Below are 25,696 nucleotides of genomic sequence, written 5' to 3' on the forward strand. Positions count from 1 at the left end.
TTTCACAAACGGCTAAGGCTTAGCGCGGGAACGCAGGCGGATTCACGTCAGCCATGTCTTCCATTACGCGAACCACCTGGCAGCTGTAGCCGAACTCGTTGTCGTACCAGACGTACAGAACAACGCGATTGTCCTGGACGATGGTTGCTTCGGCGTCGACAACACCGGCGTGGCGCGAGCCCACGAAGTCGGTGGACACGACTTCCTGCGAGTTGACGAAGTCGATTTGCTTGTGCAGATCGGAGTGCAGCGCCATGTAGCGCAGGTACTCGTTCATCTCCTCACGAGTGGCGGCTTTCTCAAGGTTCAGGTTGAGAATGGCCATCGACACGTTCGGCGTTGGTACACGGATCGCGTTACCGGTCAGCTTGCCGGCCAGCTCAGGCAGGGCCTTGGCGGCGGCGGTAGCGGCGCCGGTCTCGGTGATGACCATGTTCAGCGCGGCGCTGCGGCCACGGCGATCACCCTTGTGGAAGTTGTCGATCAGGTTCTGGTCGTTGGTGTACGAGTGAACGGTTTCGACGTGACCGTTGATGATGCCGAACTTGTCGTTCACAGCCTTGAGCACCGGCACGATGGCGTTGGTGGTGCAGGAAGCGGCGGACACGATCTTGTCGTCAGCGGTGATTTCGTTGTGGTTGATGCCGTGAACGATGTTCTTCAGCTTGCCCTTGCCAGGCGCAGTCAGAACAACACGGTCGATCCCCGGGCAGGCCAGATGCTGGCCGAGGCCGTCGGCGTCACGCCATACACCGGTGTTGTCCACCAGCAGGGCGTCCTTGATGCCGTACTGGGTGTAATCCACCTCGGCCGGGTTCTTCGCGTAGATCACCTGGATCAGGTTACCGTTGGCGGTGATGGTGTTGTTTTCTTCATCGATGGTGATGGTGCCGTTGAACGAACCATGGACCGAATCGCGACGCAGCAGGCTGGCGCGCTTGGTCAGGTCATTCTCGGCGCCCTTGCGCACCACGATGGCCCGCAGGCGCAGGCCGTCGCCACCGCCGGTTTTTTCGATCAGGATGCGCGCCAGCAGACGGCCGATACGACCGAAACCGTACAGCACGACGTCAGTGCCTTTGCGGGCCGAAGCGTTTTGCTGACCGACCACATCAGCCATTTCTTCACGCACGAATTGCTCGGCGCTACGGCCATTGCCTTCGTTGCGGAATTTGAAAGCCAACTTGCCCAGGTCTACCGAAGCCGCGCCGAGCTTGAGCTCGCTCATGGCCTTGAGCAGGGGGAAAGTTTCGTGGACGGAGAGTTCGCTGTCGTCGGAAGAACGGTGGCGAGCAAAGCGGTGGGCCTTGAGGATCGCGATGACAGACTGGTTGATCAGGCTGCGGCCATAGATCGAACTCACCACATTGTTATTGCGGTAGAGCTGACCGATGAGAGGGATCATCGCTTCGGCGAGAGCTTCACGATCAATCCATTCACCAAGACACTGGTCGGGCTTCTGAGTCACGGTAACCTTCCACATGTAGGGGCTGAAAAAAGGGGCTACATTATGACGCCGAGTCCTCTGCGGAGCAATGCGCGCCCGTCGCGCCGTGGTTTTAGGTGCTGCAAGAGTAGTCCGCGACTGACAGCCGGGCACTTCCCCCGCTACAATTGTCGACTTTGTCGCAACGCTTGGAGCTCAACCTTCCGTGCCCGTTCTGCGTCTTCCGCTTCTCCCTGCCGCGGCAGGTAAACAGCACTGGGGCAACCTGCCCGGTGCCGCCCTGAGCCTGGCCATTGCCGAGGCTGCCAGCGCTGCAAAGCGCTTCACCCTGTTATTGACCGCTGACAGCCAGAGCGCCGAGCGGCTCGAACAGGAGCTGGCTTTCTTCGCCCCGGATTTGCCCGTGCTGCATTTCCCGGACTGGGAAACCCTGCCCTACGATCTGTTTTCGCCCCACCAGGACATCATTTCCCAGCGTATCGCCAGCCTTTATCGGCTGCCGGAGCTCAGTCATGGCGTTTTGGTAGTGCCCATCACCACGGCCCTACATCGCCTGGCACCGACCCAATTCCTGCTCGGCAGCAGCCTGGTGCTGGACATCGGCCAGAAGCTCGACGTCGAGCAAATGCGCACCCGGCTCGAAGCCAGCGGCTACCGCTACGTCGATACGGTGTACGAGCACGGTGAGTTCACGGTGCGTGGCGCCTTGATCGACCTGTTCCCGATGGGCAGCAAATTGCCGTATCGCATCGACCTGTTCGACGACGAGATCGAGACGCTGCGTACCTTCGACCCGGAAAACCAGCGTTCCATCGACAAGGTCCAGTCGATCCGCCTGCTGCCGGCCAAGGAATTCCCCCTGCAAAAAGACGCGGTGACTCGCTTCAAGGCGCGGTTTCGCGAACGTTTCGACGTGGATTTCCGCCGTTGCCCGATTTTTCAGGACTTGAGCAGCGGGATCACCCCTGCGGGGATCGAGTATTACCTGCCGCTGTTTTTCGAAGAGACGTCGACCCTGTTCGATTACCTGCCCCAGGACACCCAAGTGTTTTCCCTGCCAGGCATCGAGCAGGCGGCGGAAAACTTCTGGAACGACGTGCGCAACCGTTACGAAGAACGCCGCGTCGATCCGTCCCGACCTTTATTGCCGCCGGCCGAGTTGTTCCTGCCGGTGGAAGACTGCTTCGCCCGGCTCAAGAGCTGGCCACGCGTGGTGGCGAGCCAGCAGGACGTGGAAGTGGGTGCCGGTCGCGAACGCTTTCCGGCCAAGCCCCTGCCGGACCTGGCGATCGAAGCCAAGGCCACGCAACCTTTGGCGGCCCTGGCCGGTTTCCTTGACGAGTTCCCCGGCCGCGTGCTGTTCACCGCTGAGTCCGCGGGACGGCGCGAAGTATTGCTGGAGCTGCTCGAGCGCCTCAAGCTGCGGCCGAAGACTGTCGACAGCTGGCCGGACTTTGTCGCCGGCAAGGATCGCCTGGCAATCACCATCGCCCCGCTGAACGACGGACTGGTTCTCGAGGATCCGGCCCTGGCGCTGGTCGCCGAAAGCCCGCTGTTCGGCCAGCGCGTGATGCAGCGCCGCCGCCGTGAAAAACGCGCCGATGCCGCCAATGACGCGGTCATCAAGAACCTCACGGAATTGCGCGAAGGCGCGCCGGTGGTGCACATCGACCATGGCGTAGGCCGCTACCTGGGCCTGGCGACGCTGGAAATCGATAACCAGGCCGCCGAATTCCTCACCCTCGAATATGCCGAAGCCGCCAAGCTCTACGTGCCGGTGGCGAACCTGCATTTGATTGCACGCTACACCGGCAGCGACGACGCCCTGGCCCCGCTGCACCGCCTGGGTTCGGAAACCTGGCAGAAAGCCAAGCGCAAGGCCGCTGAACAGGTGCGCGACGTCGCCGCCGAATTGCTCGACATCTACGCCCGTCGGGCCGCCCGCGAAGGTTACGCCTTCGCCGACCCGAAAGCCGATTACGAAACCTTCAGCGCCGGCTTTCCCTTCGAAGAGACCGTCGACCAGCAGACCACCATCGAAGCCGTGCGCGCCGACATGCTCGCGCCCAAGCCGATGGACCGGCTGGTGTGTGGCGATGTCGGTTTTGGCAAGACCGAAGTGGCGATGCGTGCCGCCTTCATTGCCGTGCACGGAGGCAAACAGGTCGCGATCCTGGTGCCGACCACGCTGCTCGCCCAGCAGCATTACAACAGTTTCCGCGACCGTTTCGCCGACTGGCCGGTGACCGTGGAGGTCATGAGCCGTTTCAAATCCACCAAGGAAGTGAACGCCGCCATTGCCGACTTGGCCGAGGGCAAGATCGACATCGTCATCGGTACGCACAAGCTGCTTCAGGATGACGTGAAGATCAAGAATCTCGGGCTGGTGATCATCGACGAGGAGCACCGCTTCGGTGTACGCCAGAAAGAACAGCTCAAGGCGTTGCGCAGCGAAGTCGACATCCTGACCCTCACCGCCACGCCGATCCCGCGCACGCTGAACATGGCGGTGTCGGGCATGCGCGATCTGTCGATCATCGCCACGCCGCCGGCCCGGCGCCTGTCGGTGCGAACGTTCGTCATGGAGCAGAACAAAAGCACGGTCAAGGAAGCCTTGCTGCGTGAGCTGCTGCGCGGCGGGCAGGTGTATTACCTGCACAACGACGTGAAGACCATCGAGAAATGCGCCGCCGACCTCGCGGAGCTGGTGCCCGAAGCGCGTATCGCCATCGGCCACGGGCAGATGCGCGAACGTGATCTCGAGCAGGTGATGAGCGATTTCTACCACAAGCGCTTCAACGTGCTGATCGCCTCGACCATCATCGAGACCGGCATCGACGTGCCAAGCGCCAACACCATCATCATCGAGCGCGCCGACAAGTTCGGCCTGGCCCAGCTGCACCAGTTGCGCGGCCGGGTCGGACGCAGTCACCACCAGGCTTATGCCTACCTGCTGACGCCGCCGCGCCAGCAAATCACCCCGGATGCGGAGAAGCGCCTGGAGGCGATCGCCAATACCCAGGACCTGGGCGCCGGTTTCGTGCTGGCCACCAACGACCTGGAAATTCGTGGCGCCGGCGAATTGCTCGGCGATGGCCAGAGCGGCCAGATCCAGGCCGTCGGCTTCACCTTGTATATGGAAATGCTCGAGCGGGCGGTCAAGTCGATTCGCAAGGGCGAGCAACCGAACCTCGACCAGCCCCTGGGCGGCGGACCGGAAATCAACCTGCGAGTGCCGGCGCTGATCCCGGAAGATTACCTGCCGGACGTCCATGCCCGATTGATCCTGTACAAGCGCATCGCCTCGGCCACCGACGAGGAAGGCCTCAAGGACCTGCAAGTGGAGATGATCGACCGCTTCGGCCTGCTTCCGGAGCCGACCAAGAACCTGGTCCGCACCACGCTGCTCAAGCTCAAGGCCGAGCAACTGGGCATCAAGAAAGTCGACGGCGGTCCCAATGGTGGCCGTATCGAATTCGAAGCCCAGACGCCGGTCGATCCGCTGGTACTGATCAAGCTGATCCAGGGCCAGCCCAAACGCTACAAGTTCGAAGGTGCCACGATGTTCAAGTTCATGGTGCCCATGGAACGCCCGGAAGAGCGTTTCAATACCGTTGAAGCGCTGTTCGAGCGCCTCACTCCGACCACTGCTTGAAGGACGCCCAATGCGCCTGTTTCGCTCCTTGACGTTGTTGATGACCCTGATCGCTCCCCTGGCGTTTGCCGACGACCTGTACCAGGTTGAAATGATCCTGGTCCGCCAGAATGCCGAACCGGCGATTATCAGCCGCGCCGCACCGGAAGACTGGGACGCTGGCGCGCACCGCCTTGGCGCGGACAGCCAGCGCACGCCGGCACTGGGCAACATCGTCGAGAAACTCAACGCAAGCGGCCAATACACCGTGCTGATGCACAAGGCCTGGCAGCAGAACCTGGGCGAACAAGGGCGTAAAATCGCCGTCAGCGAAGGCGCCGAACAGTTCGGCCAGTTTCCCATCGAGGGCACCCTCGAACTGAAGCTCGGTCGCTTCACCGACGTCGACGCGGACTTCTGGATCAATCAAATCGACGCCAATGGCTTGGTCACCGCCAGCGAGCGACTGAAGCAGCAAAGCCATACCAAGAATGGCCAACTGAACTTCCTCGATAACGGCCACCTGGGCTTGCTGATCAAGATCACCTCGCTGACCGCGCCTGCGCCACGGCAGGCTCCTGACGTGATTCCGGACTGATCGGCGCGCCTATGCCCTCGCCCCTGAGCAAACCCCTGGCTCCTTCCTGGGTCAATCGATTCAAGGAACAAAGCCTGGAGCGTGGGCGCCGTTACGCCCTGGAAAACCGCGTCAGGATCGTCGAGGCCGGTGACAGCACCGTCATTGCCAGTTGTGAAGGCTCTGGTGGCAGCGTCTACCGTCAGACCATTCGCCTGAAAGAGTCAGCCAAAGGCGCATTGATCCTCCTTGAAGCGGCGTGCTCCTGTCCGGTGCGCATCAACTGCAAGCATTGCGCGGCGGTGCTGCTGCAAGTCCAGGAAACCCTGGCCTACCCCGCCGCCGAAAAAGACGTGCAACTGCTGGAGAAACTCCAGGCAGTGCTGGACAACCGCAGCCCCAAGGCTGCGCCGCAGGTCTTGGTGGAAAACGTGCAGCCGGTGCCCCGGTTGTGGCTGGCGAGTGTCGAGTTCAGTGCCTTCGAGCCGCGCAACGGCAAGATGCAGCGCTACATCCAGCACCGCGCTGCGCTCTCGTTCAGCTATTTGGACGAGTACGTCAGCGGCCAGCGCAACACCGACGTGCTGATTCGCCAGGAAACCCAGACGCTGCGGATAAAACGCCAAACCGATGTAGAACAGTCCTACCGCGAGCAGCTACGAATCCTCGGCTTCAAGGTTGCGACACGGCAAAGCAAGGCGCTGCCGGAAAGCGCTGGCGAACTGTACGAAATGGTCAATGACAGTGCCTGGCTGACATTTACCCTCAACGATCTGCCGAAACTGCGTAGCCAGGGCTGGGAGTTGCAGATCGACGAAGATTTCGGCTTCGACCTGACGGCGGTGGACGAGTGGTACGCCACGGTCGAGGACACACCGGAGCGTGACTGGTTCGACCTGGAGCTGGGCATCATCGTCAATGGCGAGCGCCTGAGCCTGCTGCCGATCCTGTTGAACCTGATGCGCTCGCACATCGAACTGTTCAACCCGGAACGGCTGGCCCGGCGCCGCGATGATGAACTCATCCTGGTCAATTTGCCCAACCGTCCAAATTCGGAATTCGGTCCGCAGCAGGTGGCCCTACCCTACGGCCGGCTGAAACCAGTGCTGGCGACCCTCGGCGAGTTTTACCTGCAAGAGCCCGGCACCACCAAACTGCGACTCAACAGCGCGGACGCCCTACGCCTGAACCCACTGCAGGACATGCCCCTGCGCTGGGAGGGCGGTGAACACATCCGCGGCCTGGCCCAGCGCCTGCGCGACATCAAGGACTACACCGCCACCGCGCCGCAAGGCCTGAATGCAACGCTGCGACCCTACCAGCTCGAAGGCCTGAGCTGGATGCAATCGCTGCGGCAGCTGGAGGTCGGCGGTATCCTCGCGGATGACATGGGGCTGGGCAAAACCCTACAAACCCTGGCGCACATTCTCAGCGAAAAAATCGCCGGTCGCCTCGACCGGCCGTGCATGGTCGTGATGCCGACGAGCCTGATTCCCAACTGGCTCGACGAGGCTAGCCATTTCACCCCGCAGCTCAAGGTACTGGCGTTGTACGGTGCCGGGCGCAAGAAACATTTCGAGCGGTTGGCAGATTACGACCTGATCCTTACCACTTATGCCCTGCTCCCCAAGGATGTCGAGCAACTGAAGGCGCAGCCCCTTCACGTACTGATCCTCGATGAGGCCCAGTACATCAAGAATCCCACCAGCAAAGCCGCCCAGGCCGCCCGCGAACTCAACGCCCGGCAGCGGCTCTGCCTGTCCGGCACACCGCTGGAAAACCATCTCGGGGAACTGTGGTCGTTGTTTCACTTCCTGCTGCCGGGATGGCTTGGCGACGTCAAGAGTTTCAACCGCGACTACCGCGTGCCGATCGAAAAACGCCACAGCGACGTACGATTACAGCACCTTAACGGTCGGATAAAACCGTTCCTGCTGCGCAGGACCAAGGAACAAGTCGCAACCGAATTGCCGCCCAAGACCGAGATCATCCATTGGGTCGAACTCAGCGACGCCCAACGCGACGTCTACGAAACCATGCGCCTGGCCATGGATAAGAAAGTGCGCGACGAGATTACTCGCAAAGGCGTGGCGCGCAGCCAGATCATCATCCTCGAAGCGCTGCTCAAGCTGCGCCAGGTGTGCTGCGACCTGCGCCTGATCAACGACGCCACCCTACCCGTCCGCGGCAGTACTTCGGGCAAGCTCGACAGCCTGATGGAGATGCTCGAAGAGCTGTTCGAAGAAGGTCGGCGAGTGCTGCTGTTTTCGCAGTTCACCTCCATGTTGGCGTTGATTGAAGAGGAACTGAAAAAGCGCGGCGTCGACTATGCGATCCTGACCGGCCAAACGCGCGACCGGCGCACTCCCGTGAAGGAATTCCAGAGCGGCAAACGTCAGATTTTTCTCATCAGCCTGAAGGCCGGCGGCGTAGGCTTGAACCTGACCGAAGCCGACACCGTGATTCACTATGACCCGTGGTGGAACCCGGCCACCGAAAACCAAGCCACCGACCGCGCCTACCGTATCGGCCAGGAAAAACCGGTGTTTGTCTACAAGCTGATCGCCCGCGGCACCGTGGAGGAGAAGATTCAGCTGCTGCAAAAAGAAAAATCCGACCTGGCGGCGGGTGTACTGGATGGCCGCGTGGCCGGAGATTGGAAATTGCAGAATGAGGACATCGAAGCGCTGTTCGCACCGTTGCCGGAGAAGCTGGAGAAGCGCTAAGTCATCCCGCCCTGATAAAAGCCGCGTCCGGGGCTTTTTGTGGGAGCCGAAAAGGTTTGGCTCCCTCCGTCGTCCTGTACAAGCTCATCAACCGGCCATCAACACCCGCGCCAGCGTCGACTTCACTTTTCCCATCCCGTCATGCAACGCCTGTTCGATCTCGGCCATGGTAATCACTGCCGTGGACTTGCCCGCTGCGGGATTCACCACCAAGGCCAAGCAGGCGTAATCCAGCTCCAGCTCACGGGCCAAGGCTGCTTCCGGCATGCCGGTCATGCCGACGATGTCACAACCATCACGCTCCAGGCGGGCGATTTCAGCCACGGTTTCCAGGCGCGGGCCTTGCGTGCAGGCGTAGACACCGTGGCTGCTATAGCCACAGCCCTCGGCGGCCAGGGCCGCGATCAACTGCTGGCGCAGCGACTCCGTGTACGGATAACTGAAGTCGATGTGGGTCACCGCCTCCAGGTCGTCGGCAAAATACGTGTGCTGGCGACCGCTGGTGTAATCGATCAACTGGTGGGGAACGCAGAAATGACCGGTGCCCATTGCAGCGTGAATCCCGCCCACGGCATTGACGGCCAGGACAGCCTGGGCGCCAGCCTGCTTCAAGGCCCAGAGATTGGCGCGATAATTCACCTGATGAGGCGGCAGGCGATGGGGATGGCCGTGGCGCGCCAGGAACAAGACCTCGCGTCCGGCATAGTCGCCGATCTGCACGTCGGCCGATGGCGCGCCGTAGGGCGTCTCCACCGAGAGGGATTGGCGAATGGTCAAGCCTTCGAGCTGGGTCAGGCCGGTGCCGCCAATAATTGCGTAAACGGTCATGTAAAACGTCCTTTAATCGATCAGTTGGGCGGCTTTCAACGCGCCGATGGCTGTCAACCAGCGTGGGTCCTGACGATATTCAGTGGAGGCAAACGCCTGGCCACGCATGCGGGCGATCCGCGCCGAAGGCTTGACCTTCAGACGCTGGGCTGCACTCAATGCCAATTCCGCGGCAGCACGGTCATTGCACACCAGACCCATGTCGCAACCGGCCGTCAGTGCGGCCTCGATACGGCTGGCGGCATCACCGACCACATGGGCGCCGGCCATGGAAAGATCATCACTGAAGATCACGCCGTCGAACTGCAGCTCGCCTCGCAAGATGTCTTGCAGCCAACGGCGAGAGAAGCCTGCCGGACTGGCATCAACCTGCGGGTAAATGACATGGGCCGGCATCACGGCGGCAAGCTGCTTGCTCAACTTGGCAAACGGCACCAGGTCGTTGGCACGGATCTGTTCGAGACTGCGCTCGTCATTGGGAATGGCCACGTGGGAATCGGCCTCGGCCCAACCGTGACCTGGAAAGTGCTTGCCGGTGGCGGCCATTCCCGCGGCGCTCATGCCCCGAATGAAAGCACCAGCCAATAGTGCGACGCGCTCGGGATCGCCATCAAAGGAACGGCTGCCGACCACGGCGCTGCGCTGGTAATCAAGGTCCAGCACCGGGGCGAAGCTCAAATCCAGGCCGACTGCCAGCACTTCGGTCGCCATGATCCAGCCACATTGCTCGGCCAGGTATTCGGCATTAGGGTTATCGGCTATGGCTCGCATCGCCGGCAGCCGTACAAAGCCTTGGCGCAGGCGCTGGACACGCCCGCCTTCCTGATCGACCGCCAGCAGCAGGTCGGGACGGATGGCCCGGATCGACGCACTCAATTCGCGCACCTGGCGCGGATGCTCGATGTTGCGAGCAAAGATGATCAAGCCGCCCACTTCGGGCTGACGCAACAGATGGCGATCCTCAGCCGTCAGCCAGGTACCGGCGACGTCCACCATCAACGAGCCTTGCAGGCCAGCAGTCATAACAATTCCTTAAAAACGATGAACCCTCGCAGTGACGCATGCACGACCGCACCGCCGGGCTCCAGGCCTGGCAGGTCGCGATGATGCAACGAACTGTATAACGGGTTCGAAACGAGAGTCGGCATGGGCGGCTAGCTTAGCGGATGTAGGCTGCCGCGCCCACCCGCGCACTCAAGCCTTGGCGAGCGCCGGCGTGGATTTGCTGCGCGGACGCAGCTGCGCCGCGGCCATGGCCTCATCGGTGACACCACTTTCGGCACGCATGCCGGCCGCCAGGAAAGGCACCATCAGGCGCATCACCTGTTCGATGGAAGTGTTTACCCCGAAGTCGGTTTCAGCAATGGCCCGCAACGCCTTGATACCGGACATGCTGAACGCTGCGGCGCCAAGCATGAAGTGCACGCGCCAGAAGAGCTCGATCGGCGGGATTCGCGGCGCAGCCTCGTTGACTAGCAGCATGTAGCGGCGAAATACCTTGCCGTACATGTCCTCGAGATAACGCCGCAAGTGGCCTTGGCTCTGGCTGAACGCCAAGCCCAGCAGGCGCATGAAGATGGATAGATCATTGCCGCTGCGGGGTTGCACGACAAGGGCTTGCTCGACAAGGATTTCCAGCAGCTCTTCCAGCGTCGGCTTTACGTCGGGCTTGGCTTGGCGCCGCTCCAGCTCGCGATCGAGACTGAGGCAAAAAGGCCCGAGAAACCTTGAGAAAACCGCCTGGATCAGCGCTTTTTTTGAACCGAAGTGATAATTCACCGCCGCCAGGTTGACACCGGCTTTGCTGGTGATCAGACGCAACGAGGTTTCGGCGAAACCTTTTTCCGCGAACAACTGCTCGGCAGCATCCAGAATGCGTTCTACGGTTTCCGACTGGGCCATGGCTACTCCGCCTGACAAACACTTGTTTGAAACATACGTTTCAGCCCTGGGGTTGTCAAGCCTGACGGGACGTTTTGCGAACGCCCGGTCAGGTATTTAACCACACCTTCCAGACGGTTGTGACCCCGTCGTTTGCGGCTCCGGAGCGACCGTCCAGCGGCGCCTGAAAAAAGGAGGATTGCCAAGCGGCGCGCACTGTATATAATCCCAGTCACTGTATAAAAAGACAGAGCGATCATTATGCTAAAGCTGACGCCACGCCAAGCAGAGATTCTGGCCTTCATCAAACGCTGCCTAGAAGACAACGGCTACCCGCCGACCCGTGCGGAAATCGCCCAGGAACTGGGTTTCAAATCGCCCAACGCGGCGGAAGAACACCTTAAGGCACTGGCCCGCAAAGGCGCGATCGAAATGACGCCTGGCGCCTCGCGGGGCATTCGCATCCCCGGCTTCGAAGCCAAGGCTGACGAAACCACTCTCCCGATCATTGGTCGTGTTGCAGCTGGCGCACCGATTCTCGCTCAGCAGCACGTCGAGGAATCCTGCAACATCAACCCTTCGTTCTTCCATCCAAGGGCTGACTACCTGCTTCGTGTCCATGGCATGAGCATGAAGGACATTGGCATCTTCGACGGTGATCTGCTGGCTGTCCACACCACGCGCGAAGCCCGCAACGGCCAGATCGTGGTGGCGCGCATCGGTGATGAAGTCACGGTCAAGCGGTTCAAGCGCGACGGCAGCAAGGTCTGGCTGATTGCCGAAAATCCAGAGTTTGCCCCCATCGAAGTGGACCTGAAAGATCAGGACCTGGTTATCGAAGGCTTGAGTGTCGGCGTCATTCGCCGCTAAAGGAGGCTTTATGCAATTCCCTCACGCACCACAGCACACACAACTTCCGTTGTTCGAGGCATTCATGGCCCAACCGCTGGTTCCTGTCCTGCAAGAGGTCATCGAATCGCCCTGGGGCATCGAGCCCGAGGCGTTCAGCGAGCTGTCGTTGCGTGGTGCAGCAGGAAATTGCTTGAACCTGCTCGCCCCCATCCTGAGGGAGCTGAGCCAAGATCAGGATGCTCGCTGGCTGACGCTGATTGCGCCGCCTGCGAGCGTTACACAAGCCTGGTTGCGGGACGCTGGTCTCAATCGCGAACGGATCCTGCTACTGCAACCACGCGGCACCCAAAGTGCCCAGCAATTGACTTGCGAAGCGTTGCGCCTGGGCCGCAGCCATACGGTGGTCAGCTGGCTGAACCCCTTGACCGCGACCGCGCGTCAACAATTGATCAGCGCCGCCCGCATCGGGGATGCGCAAAGCTTGAATATCCGACTGGGCTAAGACTATCGCAGGGCTTCTTCAGGGCAGAGAAGCCAGCAATATTGACGTAAAAAAAACCGACAGCCGGGATCAATGAAGAACCCGCGGTCCTTCTTCCTTGTTGAATTCGCCTTCAACCAGGCGGCCTGCCATCTGGACACCCACGCTAAGCATCGCCTTGGCGACCTCGACGTGCTGGCCTTGAAGGAACACCTTGGCGTCCTCGGAGAAGTTCAGGGTAACCAGGGAACCTTCGTCTTCAGCCCTGCGCAACTCGATGCGGCCATCAGGAAGTTCGACAATTTCTAGAAAGGACGTTGGCATAAAAGTCTGTTCTCCACGAAAGGCGGGGATTATATAGTCATCAGCCGGGCTTCGCTCAGGATCTTGACCAAGCGTCGTTAGCGAACATTACGGAGCGAATGAAACTCAACATTCGTTCAGCCCTTCGCGAAAGCGGATAGCCAGACCTTTGAGATTCTGGCGCCAGCTTTCCAATTCTTCCCGAGTCAGCTCCTGCTCCGGCTCATGTTCGTCAAGATTGACCGCAACGATCAATGGCTGGGTCACGTCACCCTTGGGCTTACGGGGAGCCCGTGGCGGCTGGAACAAAGCCGTATGGGCTGCCAACAGCCTGGCCAGCCAGGTTTCCGGGTTTTGGGCCAGCTCGATCATTTCGGCCAGCTCTGGAATCGCGTGGGTTTCCAACACTTCTGGAGCCAACATCAATTCGGCCCGTGAAGCATTCGCCTGTGGCAAGCGATAGAAACCGGCAATTTCATGACAAAGCCCCAGCAACGCACCGTACAAATGAAACAGCACTGATTCACGCCCAGCCTGGACCAGCGCCGGGGAATTCATTGCGCGCCCTTCCTCAGCCCTGGCCAGCGCTTCAAGCGACAGACCGGCGAAATAGATCTTCTGATTGGTGCGGGTGTAGAGTTCGTGGGCCATGTCGGCATTCTCCCCAACGAAATAAAAGCGTCACGCAGGTGCGACAGTGTCGTGGATCAACCGAGGCCACTGCAAGGCAAAAACACAGAGGCCGCATGAAACCGTTGGGTTGTCATGCGGCCTTCTGTTTTCTGGGGACTTGCTGGAGGACGACTAGGCCCGAAACGTCGGACCGGTCCAGTGGGAGCAAGCCCCTCGCCACGAAAGCCCCCAGGCTATCCCATCAGCGCTTATCTTCAACGGTCCATTTTCCGCCGTCATAGAACGCTTTCCAGCCAGTAGGCTTGCCGTCGACCTCGGTCTGCACGTATTGCTCCTTGGTCTTGCGGCTGTAACGAATCACCGCCGGGCGACCGTCCGGGTCCTTCTGCGGCGCTTCGCAGAGGAAATGATACTTCGGATCGATTTCGTCCTTGTGCGGGACGATCTCCATCACCAGTGGCGCACGGGTTTCACGGTTTTTCGGGAACTGGCTGGCCGCCAGGAACAGCCCGGAAGCGCCGTCGCGCAGGATGTAGGTGTCGTTGACCTTTTCGCACTTGAGCTCGGGCATCTTCACCGGGTCCATCTTCGGCGGCGCGGCGTCACCACTCTTGAGCAGCTTGCGGGTGTTCTTGCAGGTCGGGTTGGTGCAACCGAAGAACTTGCCGAAGCGACCTGTCTTGAGCTGCATCTCACTGCCGCACTTGTCGCATTCCAGGCTCGGGCCTTCGTAGCCCTTGATGCGGTAGGTGCCCTCTTCAATCTCGTAGCCGGCGCAATCGGGATTGTTACCGCAGATGTGCAGCTTGCGCTTCTCATCCAACAGGTAGGCATCCATCGCCGTGCTGCAGATTGGGCAGCGGTGCTTGCCACGCAACACCAGGGATTCCGATTCGCCTTCGTCGTCTGCGGCGATTTCGTCGCCAGGCACCAGATTGACCGTCGCCTTGCATCGCTCTTTCGGCGGCAGGCTGTAGCCTGAGCAGCCCAGGAATACGCCAGTCGAGGCGGTACGGATTTGCATCGGGCGACCGCACGTCAGGCACGGGATATCCGTCATGACTGGCTGGTTGGCGCGCATGCCGCTCTCAGGACTCTCGGCTACTTCAAGTTTTTTCTTGAAGTCGCCGTAGAACTCGTCGAGCACGTTCTTCCAGTCCCGCTCGCCCTGGGCCACGTCATCGAGGTTCTCTTCCATGCCGGCGGTGAAGCCGTAGTCCATCAGGTTCGAGAAGCTCTCGGACAAACGTTCGGTAACGATGTCACCCATCTTTTCCGAATAGAAACGACGGTTGTGCAGCGCCACATAGCCACGGTCCTGGATGGTGGAAATGATCGCGGCGTAGGTCGAAGGGCGGCCGATGCCGCGTTTTTCCATTTCCTTGACCAGGCTGGCTTCGGAGTATCGGGCCGGCGGCTTGGTGAAGTGCTGGGTTGGATCGATCTTGACCAGTTTCATCACATCGCCCTGGGCCATGTCCGGCAAGACATCGTCGTCGCCAGGCTTGGTGATTTGCGGCATGACACGGGTGTAACCGTCGAACTTCAGGATGCGACCCTTGGCGCGCAGCTCGAAGTCGCCAGCACCGACGCTGACCGTGGTCGACAGGTATTGCGCCGGCAGCATCTGGCAGGCCAGGAACTGGCGCCAGATCAGCTCGTAGAGACGCTCGGCATCGCGCTCCATCCCCGACAGCTTGCTTGGCTCGGTATTGGCGTCGGACGGACGAATCGCTTCGTGAGCCTCTTGAGCGCCTGCCTTGCTGCTGTAGACATTTGGCGTCTCAGGCAGATATTTCTTGCCGAACTCGCTTTCTATATAAGTACGCGCCATCGCCACGGCATCCGCCGAGAGGTTGGTCGAGTCGGTACGCATGTACGTGATGTAGCCTGCTTCGTACAACCGCTGGGCCATCATCATGGTTTTCTTTACGCCGAAGCCCAGGCGGTTGCTCGCGGCCTGCTGCAGCGTGGACGTAATAAACGGCGCGGACGGCTTGCTGCTGGTCGGCTTGTCTTCACGCTTGACGATGCTGTAGCTCGACGACTTGAGCTTCTCCAACGCCGCCATGGCCTGGGCTTCGTTGAGTGGCTTGAAGGCCTCGCCTTTCTCACGGGCCACCTCAAAGCGCACGGTGGCGCCCTTGGCGGTTCCAAGATCAGCGTGGACCTCCCAATATTCTTCTGGAATGAAAGCCCGGATTTCCCGCTCGCGCTCCACCACCAGCTTCACCGCAACCGACTGCACGCGACCGGCCGACAGACCACGGGCGATCTTGGCCCACAGCAATGGCGAGACCATGTAGCCCACCACGCGGTCGAGGAAGCGACGCGCCTGCTGGGCGTTAACCCGATCGATATCCAGCTCGCCCGGCTGGGAGAAGGCTTCCTGGATGGCCTTCTTGGTGATCTCGTTGAACACCACGCGCTTGTAGCGGCTGTCATCCCCACCGATGGCTTCGCGCAGGTGCCAGGCAATGGCTTCCCCTTCGCGGTCCAAGTCCGTCGCGAGATAGATGGTGTCGGCGTCCTTGGCGAGCCGACGCAATTCTTCGATGACCTTTTCCTTGCCTGGGAGGATCTCGTACTTGGCTTTCCAGCCGTGTTCCGGATCGACCCCCATGCGTGAGACCAACTGCTTGCGCGCCTTTTCTTTCGGCGACAGCGCTGGCGCTTCACCGGCAGCTGCCTTGCCGCGCTTGGCGGCCGGCTCTTTGCTGGCGCTAGCCGAACCGCTGGTGGGCAGGTCTCGGATATGGCCGATACTCGACTTCACCACGTATTGGTTGCCCAGATACTTGTTGATGGTCTTGGCCTTAGCCGGGGATTCCACAATGACCAGCGATTTGCCCATGGATCAGAAAATTCCTGAATTCTAAAAAGTGAAAGGCGGTTGGCGCCTGACGCGGCACCGCTATATATAGTGGCTGCAAGGTGAGGTCAAGGGCACGCGCGCCCTCATGTCGGCCTCAAGGCTTGGAAAAAATGCTCTCCTCGGCCTGCACCAAAGCAAAGCGTGGCACCTGCTCGCCGTCAACCTCGACGGACTCCTGGAACATGCTCAACGGACGCACCCAAAAGCCGTAATCGCCATACAGGGCTTGATAGAAGACCACTTCTTCCTCGGTCTCGGAGTGCCGCGCAATACTGAATACGCGGTACTGCGGACCTTTGTAATGTTGGTAGAGCCCAGGTTGTATCGGCATGCTTTGGCACTCACTCAAATCTTTTCAAAATAAAAACAAAATCTTTTTTTACTAAACCCGAAAAAACAAAAACCGGGGCACTTGGCCCCGGCTTCCATCAACGTAACGCTTAGACGCGTTCGAAGACAGTGGCGATGCCCTGGCCGAGGCCAATGCACATGGTGGACACCCCAAAAGTGCCGCCGTTCTGCTTCATGACGTTGAGCAGCGTGCCGGAGATACGCGCACCGGAACAACCGAAAGGGTGACCCAGGGCGATTGCGCCGCCGTGCAGGTTAACCTTCTCGTTCATCTTGTCGAGCACTTTCAAATCTTTCAACACTGGCAAGGCCTGTGCGGCAAAAGCTTCGTTGAGCTCGAAGAAGTCGATATCGGCAATGCTCAGGCCCGCACGCTTCAAGGCTTTTTGCGTAGCCGGTACTGGACCATAGCCCATGATCGCCGGATCCACACCGGCAACGGCCATCGAACGAATCACGGCCATCGGCTGGATACCCAGGTCCTGAGCACGCTGCGCCGACATCACGATCATGCACGAAGCACCGTCGGTGATCTGCGACGACGTACCGGCTGTCACGGTGCCGCCCTTCGGATTGAAGGCCGGCTTGAGGGCCGCCAGGCTTTCCAGGGTAGTTTCCGGACGAATGGTTTCGTCGTAGTCAAACAGCTTCAGGAAGCCGTTCTCGTCATAGCCTTGCATCGGGATGATTTCATCCTTGAACTTGCCTTCGACGGTCGCCTTGTGGGCGAGCTGGTGGGAGCGCACGCCAAAAGCGTCCTGCTGTTCGCGGGTAATGCCGTGCATTTTGCCGAGCATTTCCGCGGTCAGGCCCATCATGCCCGAGGCTTTTGCCGCGTATAGCGACATGTGCGGGTTCGGATCGACGCCGTGCATCATGCTCACGTGGCCCATGTGCTCCACACCGCCGACGACGAACACGTCGCCATTGCCGGTCATGATCGCCTGGGCGGCGGTGTGCAGCGCGCTCATGGACGAACCGCACAGGCGGCTGACGGTCTGGCCGGCCGCGGTGTGAGGAATCTGGGTCATCAGCGACGCCATGCGGGCGATGTTCCAGCCCTGCTCCAGGGTCTGGTTCACGCAGCCCCAGATCACGTCTTCGACTTCGTTGGGGTCAACCTTGACGTTGCGTTCCAGCAGTTTGCTGATCAGGTGCGCCGACATGTCTTCGGCGCGGGTGTTGCGGTGCATGCCGCCCTTGGAGCGGCCCATCGGCGTACGACCGAAGTCGACAATCACGACGTCTCTAGGATTCAAGCTCATAAATGTTCTCTCGCTCTAGTCGTTGGGCGCTTAACCGAAGAAGCTCTGGCCGTTCTTGGCCATTTCACGCAACTTCGCGGTCGGGTGGTACAGCGCGCCCAGATCAGCGTACTGGTCAGCCAGGGCAACGAACTCGGCCACACCGATCGAGTCGATGTAACGCAGCGCACCGCCACGGAATGGAGGGAAACCGATACCGTAGACCAGACCCATGTCGGCTTCGGCGGCGGTTTCGACAATGCCATCTTCCAGGCAACGCACGGTTTCCAGGCACAGCGGGATCATCATCCAGTTGATGATGTCCTCGTCGGTGACGTCACGCTGCTCGTAGACGATCGGCTTGAGCACTTCCAGCACCGACGAATCGGCGACTTTCTTCTGCTTGCCGCGCTTGTCGGTCTCATAGGCGTAGAAGCCCTTGCCGTTCTTCTGGCCCAGGCGCTTGGCCTCGTAGAGCACGTCGACGGCCGAACGGCGGTCGTCTTTCATGCGATCCGGGAAGCCTTCAGCCATCACGTCGCGACCGTGGTGACCGGTGTCGATGCCGACCACGTCCATCAGGTACGCCGGGCCCATCGGCCAGCCGAATTTTTCCATGATCTTGTCGATACGCACGAAGTCGACGCCAGCGCTGACCAGCTTGGCGAAACCACCGAAGTACGGGAACAGCACGCGGTTGACCAAAAAGCCCGGGCAATCGTTGACGACGATCGGGTTCTTGCCCATTTTCTTCGCGTAGGCAACGGTGGTGGCGATGGCTTGTTCGCTGGACTTCTCGCCACGGATGACTTCCACCAGCGGCATCATGTGCACCGGGTTGAAGAAGTGCATGCCGACGAAGTTCTCCGGACGCTTGAGAGCCTTGGCCAGCAGCGAAATGGAGATGGTCGAGGTGTTCGAGGCGAGGATGGTGTCCTCTTTGACCTTGTCTTCGACTTCGGCCAGTACCGCCTGCTTGACCTTCGGATTCTCGACAACGGCTTCGACCACCAGGTCGACATGGCCGAAATCGCCGTAGGACAGGGTTGGACGAATGCCGTTGAGCACTTCGGCCATCTTCGCCGCGGTCATGCGACCTTTGTCGACGCGACCGACCAGCAGCTTGGCGGCTTCGGCCAGGCCCTGCTCGATCCCGTGTTCGTTGATGTCTTTCATCAGGATCGGCGTGCCCTTGGACGCCGACTGATAGGCGATACCGCCCCCCATGATACCGGCACCGAGCACGGCGGCCTGCTTCACGTCACGGGCGATTTCGTCGTAGGCCTTGGCCTTTTTCTTCAGTTCCTGGTCGTTGAGGAACAGACCGATCAGGCTTTGTGCAGCCGAGGTCTTGGCCAGCTTGACGAAACCGGCGGCTTCGACTTCCAAAGCCTTGTCGCGACCGAAATTCGCGGCTTTCTGGATGGTCTTGATCGCCTCGACCGGTGCCGGGTAGTTCGGGCCAGCCTGGCCAGCCACGAAACCCTTCGCCGTCTCGAAGGCCATCATCTGTTCGATGGCGTTGAGCTTGAGTTTCTCCAGCTTCGGCTGGCGCTTGGCCTTGTAATCGAACTCGCCGCTGATGGCGCGCTTGATCGTTTCAAGCGCCGCTTCCTGGAGTTTACCGGGTTCAACCACGGCATCCACGGCGCCAACTTTCAGTGCGTCTTCGGCACGGTTTTCCTTGCCGGCGGCAATCCACTCGATGGCATTGTCGGCGCCGATCAGGCGCGGCAGGCGCACGGTGCCGCCGAAACCCGGGTAGATGCCCAGCTTGACTTCCGGCAGGCCGATCTTGGCCGTGGTGGACATGACGCGGTAATCGGCCGCCAGGCACATTTCCAGGCCACCACCCAGGGCGATGCCGTTGATGGCCGCGACGGTTGGCACGCCAAGGTCTTCGAAATCGCTGAAGATACGGTTCGCTTCGAGGTTGCCAGCGATCAGTTCGGCATCGGGCAGCTTGAAGTTGTCGACGAATTCGGTGATGTCGGCGCCGACGATGAACACGTCCTTGCCGCTGCTGACGATCACACCTTTGATCGAAGCATCTGCCTTGATGGTGTCTACGGCCTGCCGCAATTCATTCAGGGTTAGACGGTTGAACTTGTTGACGGACTCACCCTTGAGGTCGAATTTCAGTTCGACGATGCCACTTTCAAGAGCCTTAACCGTGATGGCTTTACCTTCGTAAATCATCAACTGATCTCCACGATATGGAAGCTGAACAGTACACGTTGGACGCTGACTGCTGGCCTGGCATTGACATAACGTCGATGCTACGCCAATCCGCCAGGCACACCCGTCAACGCGATAGTCGGGGTCTGTAGGAACGTTCTGAAAATACAAACGCTCAATTCATACGCCCGTTTGATTTGGGTACGTCACCTTCACGGAATTTCCGACAATTGTCAATCGCCCTAAACAAGCGTTTGAACAGGACTCTACAGTCATTTCCGTACCGCACGGATCCGCAACACGACGCCGCATGGGCAACCATTCATAGAATCAATTATTAGAAAAGTCGCCCTAATTACAGGCGTGCGGATCTGAACCGGCTAAGCTGGTGACAACACATCTGAGTGCTTGGGAAGAAGGACGTTTCGAAGCACGCCCGGAGAGAAAGGTTTACCGGCCTGCCTGGCCAACCCGCCCGATGACGCTATCGGGCTTTTTATTACTCAGGCCAACGCCTTGAGCACAGCAGAAATGTCCTGCAAAACACTCGCCTCGCCTTTCTCGCCCCAATACAGGGCGATCATCTGACCGTCAGCCTCGACCTTGTAGACGTTGACAGGCAATGTTCTGAAATGACTGAGCAGCGATTCGTCCTGGCAGGTCTCCTGCCATTGGTTGACCCACACGCCCGGCGCCTTTTGCCAGTAACTCCAACTGGCCGGCTGACGCCCCCGCCGCGGCCGATGATACTGCGCGCAAGGGTTCGGCGGCTGCTGGCCGAGCCAGTGGGGCCACTCCTGCGGGGCCAGCTGCATGGCCAGCCCAAGGCGTCGCGCCTCCATGCGCAGGGCCATTCGACCGCTCTGGACGCGGGACGGCCGCAACCATGCCAGGGGGCTTAAAACCACCAACAGGATTGACACCACTATCCAGACCGTCATATCTGTACTCCCGAATTTTGATGAGCCATTGACCTGCGTTGCCTTCAATGCGCTTGAAACCAGCCATACTTAACGTATCGCCATTCTCTGGAGTGCTTTTTCATGTACTACGAACACGTCCTGGTCGCCGTCGACCTTACTGAAGAATGCGATCCCGTCGTCAAGCGCGCCCTCGCCCTTTGCGATGGCCGAGACACCAAACTGTCGCTGGTGCACATCGTCGAACCCATGGCCATGGCATTTGGCGGTGACGTTCCGATGGATCTTTCCCAACTGCAGCAGCAGCAATTCGACCAAGCCAAGGAGCGCCTTGACCGGCTGATCGTGAAATACCCGGCGCTGAAAAAAGAAAACAGCCACCTGACCTACGGCCAGCCTCGCCAGGAGATCCATCATCTGGCCAAGGAGCAAAGCTGCGACCTGATCGTCGTTGGCAGCCACGGCCGCCATGGCCTGGCGCTGTTGCTAGGCTCCACCGCCAACGATGTGTTGCATGGTGCACCATGCGACGTGCTTGCAGTGCACCTGATCAAACGCACCTGAACCTTCAGGGGCGGTATCCCAGATGAAAAAATCCCGGCGCTCAACGCCGGGATTTTTTAGAGCGGTAGATCAGGCGTCCAGTTCGGCCCAGCGCTCGACCAATGCGTCCAGCTCGGCCTGCAACTGCTCCAGATGCGCGATCACCTTGGCGGTTTCGGCCGATGGACGCTGATAAAAACCTGCGTCCGCCATCTCGGCCTCCACCGCGGCGATCTGCTTTTCCTTCGCATCGATATCACCCGGCAAGGCTTCCAGCTCACGCTGCAGCTTGTAGCTGAGTTTCTTCTTCGCTGGCGTCGGTGCGGCCGCGGCGGCAACCGGAGCCGGCTCGGCGTTGACGACCGCGGAATTCAGATCAGCCTTGCCGGACTTGCTCTCGGTCACACCCAGCAGACGCGGCGAGCCGCCCTGGCGCAGCCAGTCCTGATAACCACCGACATATTCACGAACCAGTCCCTCGCCTTCGAACACCAGCGTGCTGGTGACCACGTTGTCGAGGAATGCCCGGTCGTGACTGACCATCAGCACAGTGCCGTTGAAGGTCAGCAGCACTTCCTCCAGCAATTCCAAGGTTTCCACGTCCAGGTCGTTGGTTGGTTCGTCGAGCACCAGCAGGTTTGCTGGCTTGCTGAACAATTTGGCCAGCAACAGACGGGCCCGCTCACCACCCGACAGCGCCTTCACTGGCGTGCGGGCACGCTGGGGGCTGAACAGGAAATCACCGAGGTAGCTCAACACATGGCGGCTTTGGCCATCGATGTCGATGAAGTCGCGGCCTTCCGCCACGTTATCGATCACGGTCTTTTCCAGGTCCAACTGATGACGCAGCTGGTCGAAGTAGGCGACGTCGATCTTCGTGCCCTCTTCCACCTTGCCGTTGGTCGGTACCAGGCCGCCGAGCATCAGCTTGAGCAAGGTGGTCTTGCCGGTGCCGTTGGCGCCCAGCAGGCCGATGCGATCGCCGCGCTGCAGGACCATGGAGAAGTCCTTGATCAGGAACGGGCCGCCAGGGTGGGCGAAACTCACGTTCTCCAACACCATGACCTGCTTGCCGGACTTGTCAGCGGTATCCAGCTGGATATTGGCCTTGCCGGTGCGCTCGCGACGCTCGCTGCGCTCCGTGCGCAGGGCCTTCAGCGCCCGCACGCGGCCTTCGTTGCGGGTGCGCCGAGCCTTGATGCCTTGGCGAATCCAGACTTCTTCCTGGGCCAGCTTCTTGTCGAACAACGCGTTGGCGGTTTCCTCCGCTGCCAGCGCCGCTTCCTTGTGCACCAGGAAACTGGCGTAATCGCCGTTCCAATCGATCAGGCCACCGCGATCCAGTTCGAGGATGCGGGTCGCCAGGTTTTGCAGGAAGGAACGGTCGTGGGTGATGAACAGCACAGCGCCCTGGAAATCCTTCAAGGCTTCTTCAAGCCAGGCGATGGCGCCGATGTCCAGGTGGTTGGTCGGCTCGTCGAGCAACAGCAGGTCCGGCTCGGACACCAGGGCCTGGGCCAGGAGGACGCGGCGACGCCAGCCACCGGACAGCTCGGCCAGGGTCTTGTCGGCCGGTAGCTGCAGGCGACTCAAGGTGCTGTCGACCAGTTGCTGCAGGCGCCATCCGTCGCGAGCCTCGAGGTCGTGCTGCACGTGCATCAACTTGTCCAGATCGGCATCGGTGACGATGTTCTGACTCAGGTGGTGATATTCGGCCAACAGCGCGCCGACGCCGTCCAGGCCTTCGGCAACCACGTCGAACACGGTCCGCTCGTCGGCCACCGGCAGTTCCTGGGGCAATTCGCCGATTTTCAGGCCGGGCGCGCGCCAGACCGAGCCATCGTCAGGCTTCTGGTCGCCCTTGACGAGCTTCATCATGCTGGACTTGCCAGTGCCGTTGCGGCCGATGATGCACACCCGCTCTCCACGGGCGATCTGCCAGGACACCTTGTCCAACAACGGCATCGCGCCGAAAGCAAGGGACACATCGCTGAATTTGAGCAGGGTCATGAGCTTCTCCAAAAACCGGGGGCGCATTCTACCTGAGAAGAGCCCTCAAAGGTCCGCCAATTTCGTCGCCGATGCACTCTGCCCATTAAATGTTGCGAAGTTGTGCCGACGGCCCCGCAAAGCTTTCGCCGGTTGCTGGCAAAAGGCTAAGCTACGAGCAAGTTACCCTGGGTTTCTCCTTGGGCTTGTCATGTTTTTTTTTGCCCGGACGTATCATGCGCAGTCGCCTTTTGAATGTCTTATCTTGTTTTTTTGTATGTGCCACTGCCGTTCAAACCGCCCAGGCGGTGGATATCTCCACCCAACGCCAGTACTACGATGAAGCCAAGCGCGCCCTGGCCAAAGGTGATTCCGGCCCTTATTTTCGCTATAGCCAGGCCCTGCGCGATTATCCACTGGAACCGTACCTGGCCTACGACGAGCTGACCGCGCGCCTCAAGAGCGCAAGCAACGCCGAGATCGAGAAATTCCTCGCCGAACATGGCGACCTGCCCCAGGCCAACTGGATGAAGTTGCGCTGGTTGCGCTGGCTGGCCGAACGTGGCGACTGGGCGACGTTCGTCAAGTATTACGATCCCAAGCTCAACTTTACCGAGCTCGATTGCCTTAACGCCCAGTATCAGCTGGGTCACGGCCTGAAAGCCGAAGGCTACGCCAACACCGAGAAATTGTGGCTCACCGGCAAATCGCAGCCAGCGGCCTGCGACGCGCTGTTCGGCATGTGGGCGGCCCAGGGCCAGTTGACCGAGCAAAAACGCTGGGAGCGCGCCAAACTGGCTGCCCAGGCGCGCAACTATCCGTTGGCCAACAGCCTGATCAGCGGCCTGACCACCCTTGCCCCCCGAGGCAAGCTGCTGGTCGATGTTGCGCAAAAGCCCGAGATGCTCGACCAGCCTTCGCGCTTCTCGCCCGCCGACGAGCCGATGTCCGATGTGGTCAGCCTCGGTCTGCGCCGCCTGGCCCGCCAGGACCCGGAAAAAGCCATGGCCTTGCTGGACGGCTATGCAAGCACCATGCATTTTTCCCGGGATGAAAAAGTCGCCATTGCCCGTGAGATCGGGCTGACCCTGGCCAAACGCTTCGACAGCCGCGCCTTGGACGTCATGACCAAATATGACCCCGAGCTTCGCGACGACACCGTATCGGAATGGCGCTTGCGTCTGCTCCTGCGCCTGGCGCGCTGGGACGAGGCCTATCAACTGACCCGCCGCCTCCCGGAATCGCTGGCCAGCACCAACCGCTGGCGCTACTGGCAGGCTCGCAGCCTGGAACTGGCACAACCACAGAACCCCGAGGCGATCACGCTGTACAAGCATCTGGCTCGCGAACGGGACTTCTACGGATTCCTGGCCGCCGACCGCTCCCAATCGCCGTACACGCTGGTAAACAAGCCGCTGCCCATGAGCCAGGCGCTGATCAACAAAGTGCGCAACACCCCCGGCGTACGTCGCGCACTGGAATTTCACGCCCGCGGGCAAATTGTTGATGGGCGCCGCGAGTGGTATCACGTCAGCCGTCATTTCAACCGGGACGAAATGGTCGCCCAGGCGAAACTGGCGTACGACTTGAAATGGTATTTCCCGGCCATTCGCACCATCAGCCAAGCCAAATACTGGGACGACCTGGACATTCGCTTCCCGATGGCCCACCGCGAGACGTTGGTGCGCGAAGCCAAGGTCCGTGGCCTGCACCCGAGCTGGGCGTTTGCCATCACCCGCCAGGAAAGCGCGTTCATGGACGATGCCCGCTCCAGCGTCGGCGCCAGCGGCCTCATGCAGTTGATGCCGGGCACCGCCAAGGAAACCGCACGCAAGTTCAACATTCCCCTGGCCTCGCCACAGCAAGTGCTCAACCCGGACAAGAACATCCAGCTAGGCGCGGCTTACCTGAGCCAGGTCCACAGCCAGTTCAATGGCAACCGCGTCCTCGCCTCCGCCGCCTACAACGCCGGCCCCGGCCGCGTGCGCCAGTGGCTGCGCGGCGCCGATCACTTGAGCTTCGACGTCTGGGTCGAAAGCATCCCCTTCGACGAAACCCGCCAATACGTGCAGAACGTGTTGTCGTACTCGGTGATCTACGGCCAGAAACTCAACTCGCCGCAACCGCTGGTGGACTGGCACGAGCGGTATTTTGATGATCAGTGATCAGCACTCTGTCTTCGCAAGAGCCTGTGGGCGAGCCTGATCACACACACAGGCTCGGTGCGCGGACAG

19 protein-coding genes are annotated in these 25,696 nt (G+C 60.3%); 7 read left to right on the forward strand and 12 right to left on the reverse strand.

The genetic code is table 11. The features are described 5' to 3' along the window. Nucleotides 1–19: 19 nt before the first annotated feature. On the reverse strand, nucleotides 20–1,483 hold the full coding sequence (locus HU762_RS11075) for a glyceraldehyde-3-phosphate dehydrogenase (protein WP_186609817.1): 1,464 nt from the start codon (nucleotides 1,481–1,483) through the stop codon (nucleotides 20–22). 169 nt (nucleotides 1,484–1,652) lie between these two features. Between HU762_RS11075 and mfd the strand changes: the two genes are divergently transcribed. Genes mfd through HU762_RS11090 form a run of 3 tightly spaced genes read left to right on the forward strand, consistent with a single transcriptional unit; the run spans nucleotide 1,653 to nucleotide 8,384 of the window. Continuing rightward, the gene (mfd, locus tag HU762_RS11080) at nucleotides 1,653–5,102 is read left to right on the forward strand and encodes a transcription-repair coupling factor (RefSeq protein ID WP_186636531.1); all 3,450 of its coding nucleotides are present in this window, start codon (nucleotides 1,653–1,655) and stop codon (nucleotides 5,100–5,102) included. Between the two features lie 10 nt (nucleotides 5,103–5,112). Then, nucleotides 5,113–5,679, forward strand: a complete 567-nt coding sequence (locus HU762_RS11085; RefSeq protein WP_186636533.1) for a CsiV family protein — start codon at nucleotides 5,113–5,115, stop codon at nucleotides 5,677–5,679. 11 nt (nucleotides 5,680–5,690) lie between these two features. Then, the gene (locus HU762_RS11090; RefSeq protein WP_186636535.1) at nucleotides 5,691–8,384 is read left to right on the forward strand and encodes a DEAD/DEAH box helicase; all 2,694 of its coding nucleotides are present in this window, start codon (nucleotides 5,691–5,693) and stop codon (nucleotides 8,382–8,384) included. Nucleotides 8,385–8,471: 87 nt separating this feature from the next. On the opposite strand, the gene HU762_RS11095 is transcribed toward HU762_RS11090, so the two are convergent. The 3 genes from HU762_RS11095 to HU762_RS11105 form a co-directional block, all read right to left on the reverse strand. Then, nucleotides 8,472–9,212 carry an S-methyl-5'-thioinosine phosphorylase gene (locus HU762_RS11095; RefSeq protein ID WP_186609821.1) on the reverse strand — a complete coding sequence of 247 codons (741 nt, stop codon included), beginning with the start codon at nucleotides 9,210–9,212 and terminating at the stop codon, nucleotides 8,472–8,474. Between the two features lie 12 nt (nucleotides 9,213–9,224). Further along, nucleotides 9,225–10,235, reverse strand: coding sequence for a beta-N-acetylhexosaminidase (nagZ, locus tag HU762_RS11100; RefSeq protein ID WP_186636536.1), 1,011 nt, complete (start codon nucleotides 10,233–10,235; stop codon nucleotides 9,225–9,227). Between the two features lie 171 nt (nucleotides 10,236–10,406). Beyond that, complete coding sequence (locus tag HU762_RS11105) at nucleotides 10,407–11,114, reverse strand: TetR/AcrR family transcriptional regulator (protein ID WP_013692622.1); 708 nt, start codon at nucleotides 11,112–11,114, stop codon at nucleotides 10,407–10,409. Nucleotides 11,115–11,354: 240 nt separating this feature from the next. Between HU762_RS11105 and lexA the strand changes: the two genes are divergently transcribed. Then, complete coding sequence (gene lexA, locus HU762_RS11110; RefSeq protein ID WP_186609823.1) at nucleotides 11,355–11,963, forward strand: transcriptional repressor LexA; 609 nt, start codon at nucleotides 11,355–11,357, stop codon at nucleotides 11,961–11,963. 10 nt (nucleotides 11,964–11,973) lie between these two features. After that, a complete protein-coding gene (sulA, locus tag HU762_RS11115; RefSeq protein ID WP_186609824.1) occupies nucleotides 11,974–12,447 on the forward strand; it encodes an SOS-induced cell division inhibitor SulA in 474 nt (157 codons plus the stop codon). Nucleotides 12,448–12,516: 69 nt separating this feature from the next. Here the strand turns inward: sulA and HU762_RS11120 are convergent, their stop codons facing one another. The 7 genes from HU762_RS11120 to HU762_RS11150 form a co-directional block, all read right to left on the reverse strand. After that, nucleotides 12,517–12,750: a hypothetical protein gene (locus tag HU762_RS11120; protein ID WP_003183419.1), complete on the reverse strand. Its 234-nt coding sequence runs from the start codon at nucleotides 12,748–12,750 to the stop codon at nucleotides 12,517–12,519. 105 nt (nucleotides 12,751–12,855) lie between these two features. After that, nucleotides 12,856–13,380, reverse strand: a complete 525-nt coding sequence (locus HU762_RS11125; RefSeq protein ID WP_186636537.1) for a DUF6586 family protein — start codon at nucleotides 13,378–13,380, stop codon at nucleotides 12,856–12,858. Between the two features lie 223 nt (nucleotides 13,381–13,603). Continuing rightward, a complete protein-coding gene (gene topA / locus HU762_RS11130) occupies nucleotides 13,604–16,216 on the reverse strand; it encodes a type I DNA topoisomerase (RefSeq protein ID WP_186636539.1) in 2,613 nt (870 codons plus the stop codon). 115 nt (nucleotides 16,217–16,331) lie between these two features. Beyond that, nucleotides 16,332–16,568 (reverse strand): DUF1653 domain-containing protein, encoded by a 237-nt coding sequence (locus tag HU762_RS11135; RefSeq protein ID WP_025212748.1) that lies wholly within the window; start codon nucleotides 16,566–16,568, stop codon nucleotides 16,332–16,334. Nucleotides 16,569–16,677: 109 nt separating this feature from the next. Beyond that, nucleotides 16,678–17,853 (reverse strand): acetyl-CoA C-acyltransferase FadA, encoded by a 1,176-nt coding sequence (gene fadA, locus HU762_RS11140; protein WP_186636541.1) that lies wholly within the window; start codon nucleotides 17,851–17,853, stop codon nucleotides 16,678–16,680. 30 nt (nucleotides 17,854–17,883) lie between these two features. After that, on the reverse strand, nucleotides 17,884–20,031 hold the full coding sequence (gene fadB, locus HU762_RS11145; protein ID WP_186636543.1) for a fatty acid oxidation complex subunit alpha FadB: 2,148 nt from the start codon (nucleotides 20,029–20,031) through the stop codon (nucleotides 17,884–17,886). 482 nt (nucleotides 20,032–20,513) lie between these two features. Further along, nucleotides 20,514–20,951: a hypothetical protein gene (locus HU762_RS11150; RefSeq protein ID WP_186636545.1), complete on the reverse strand. Its 438-nt coding sequence runs from the start codon at nucleotides 20,949–20,951 to the stop codon at nucleotides 20,514–20,516. A gap of 102 nt (nucleotides 20,952–21,053) precedes the next feature. Between HU762_RS11150 and HU762_RS11155 the strand changes: the two genes are divergently transcribed. Next, entirely contained in the window at nucleotides 21,054–21,494 is a 441-nt protein-coding gene (locus HU762_RS11155; protein WP_186636547.1) for a universal stress protein, read from the forward strand. 69 nt (nucleotides 21,495–21,563) lie between these two features. On the opposite strand, the gene HU762_RS11160 is transcribed toward HU762_RS11155, so the two are convergent. Beyond that, nucleotides 21,564–23,483 (reverse strand): ATP-binding cassette domain-containing protein, encoded by a 1,920-nt coding sequence (locus HU762_RS11160; RefSeq protein WP_186636561.1) that lies wholly within the window; start codon nucleotides 23,481–23,483, stop codon nucleotides 21,564–21,566. Nucleotides 23,484–23,698: 215 nt separating this feature from the next. On the opposite strand from HU762_RS11160, the gene HU762_RS11165 reads away from it, so the two are divergent. Continuing rightward, the gene (locus HU762_RS11165) at nucleotides 23,699–25,627 is read left to right on the forward strand and encodes a transglycosylase SLT domain-containing protein (protein WP_186636563.1); all 1,929 of its coding nucleotides are present in this window, start codon (nucleotides 23,699–23,701) and stop codon (nucleotides 25,625–25,627) included. Nucleotides 25,628–25,696: the final 69 nt, after the last annotated feature.

It is taken from the genome of Pseudomonas sp. SWRI92 (assembly GCF_014268685.1).
GTDB lineage: Bacteria > Pseudomonadota > Gammaproteobacteria > Pseudomonadales > Pseudomonadaceae > Aquipseudomonas > Aquipseudomonas marvdashtae.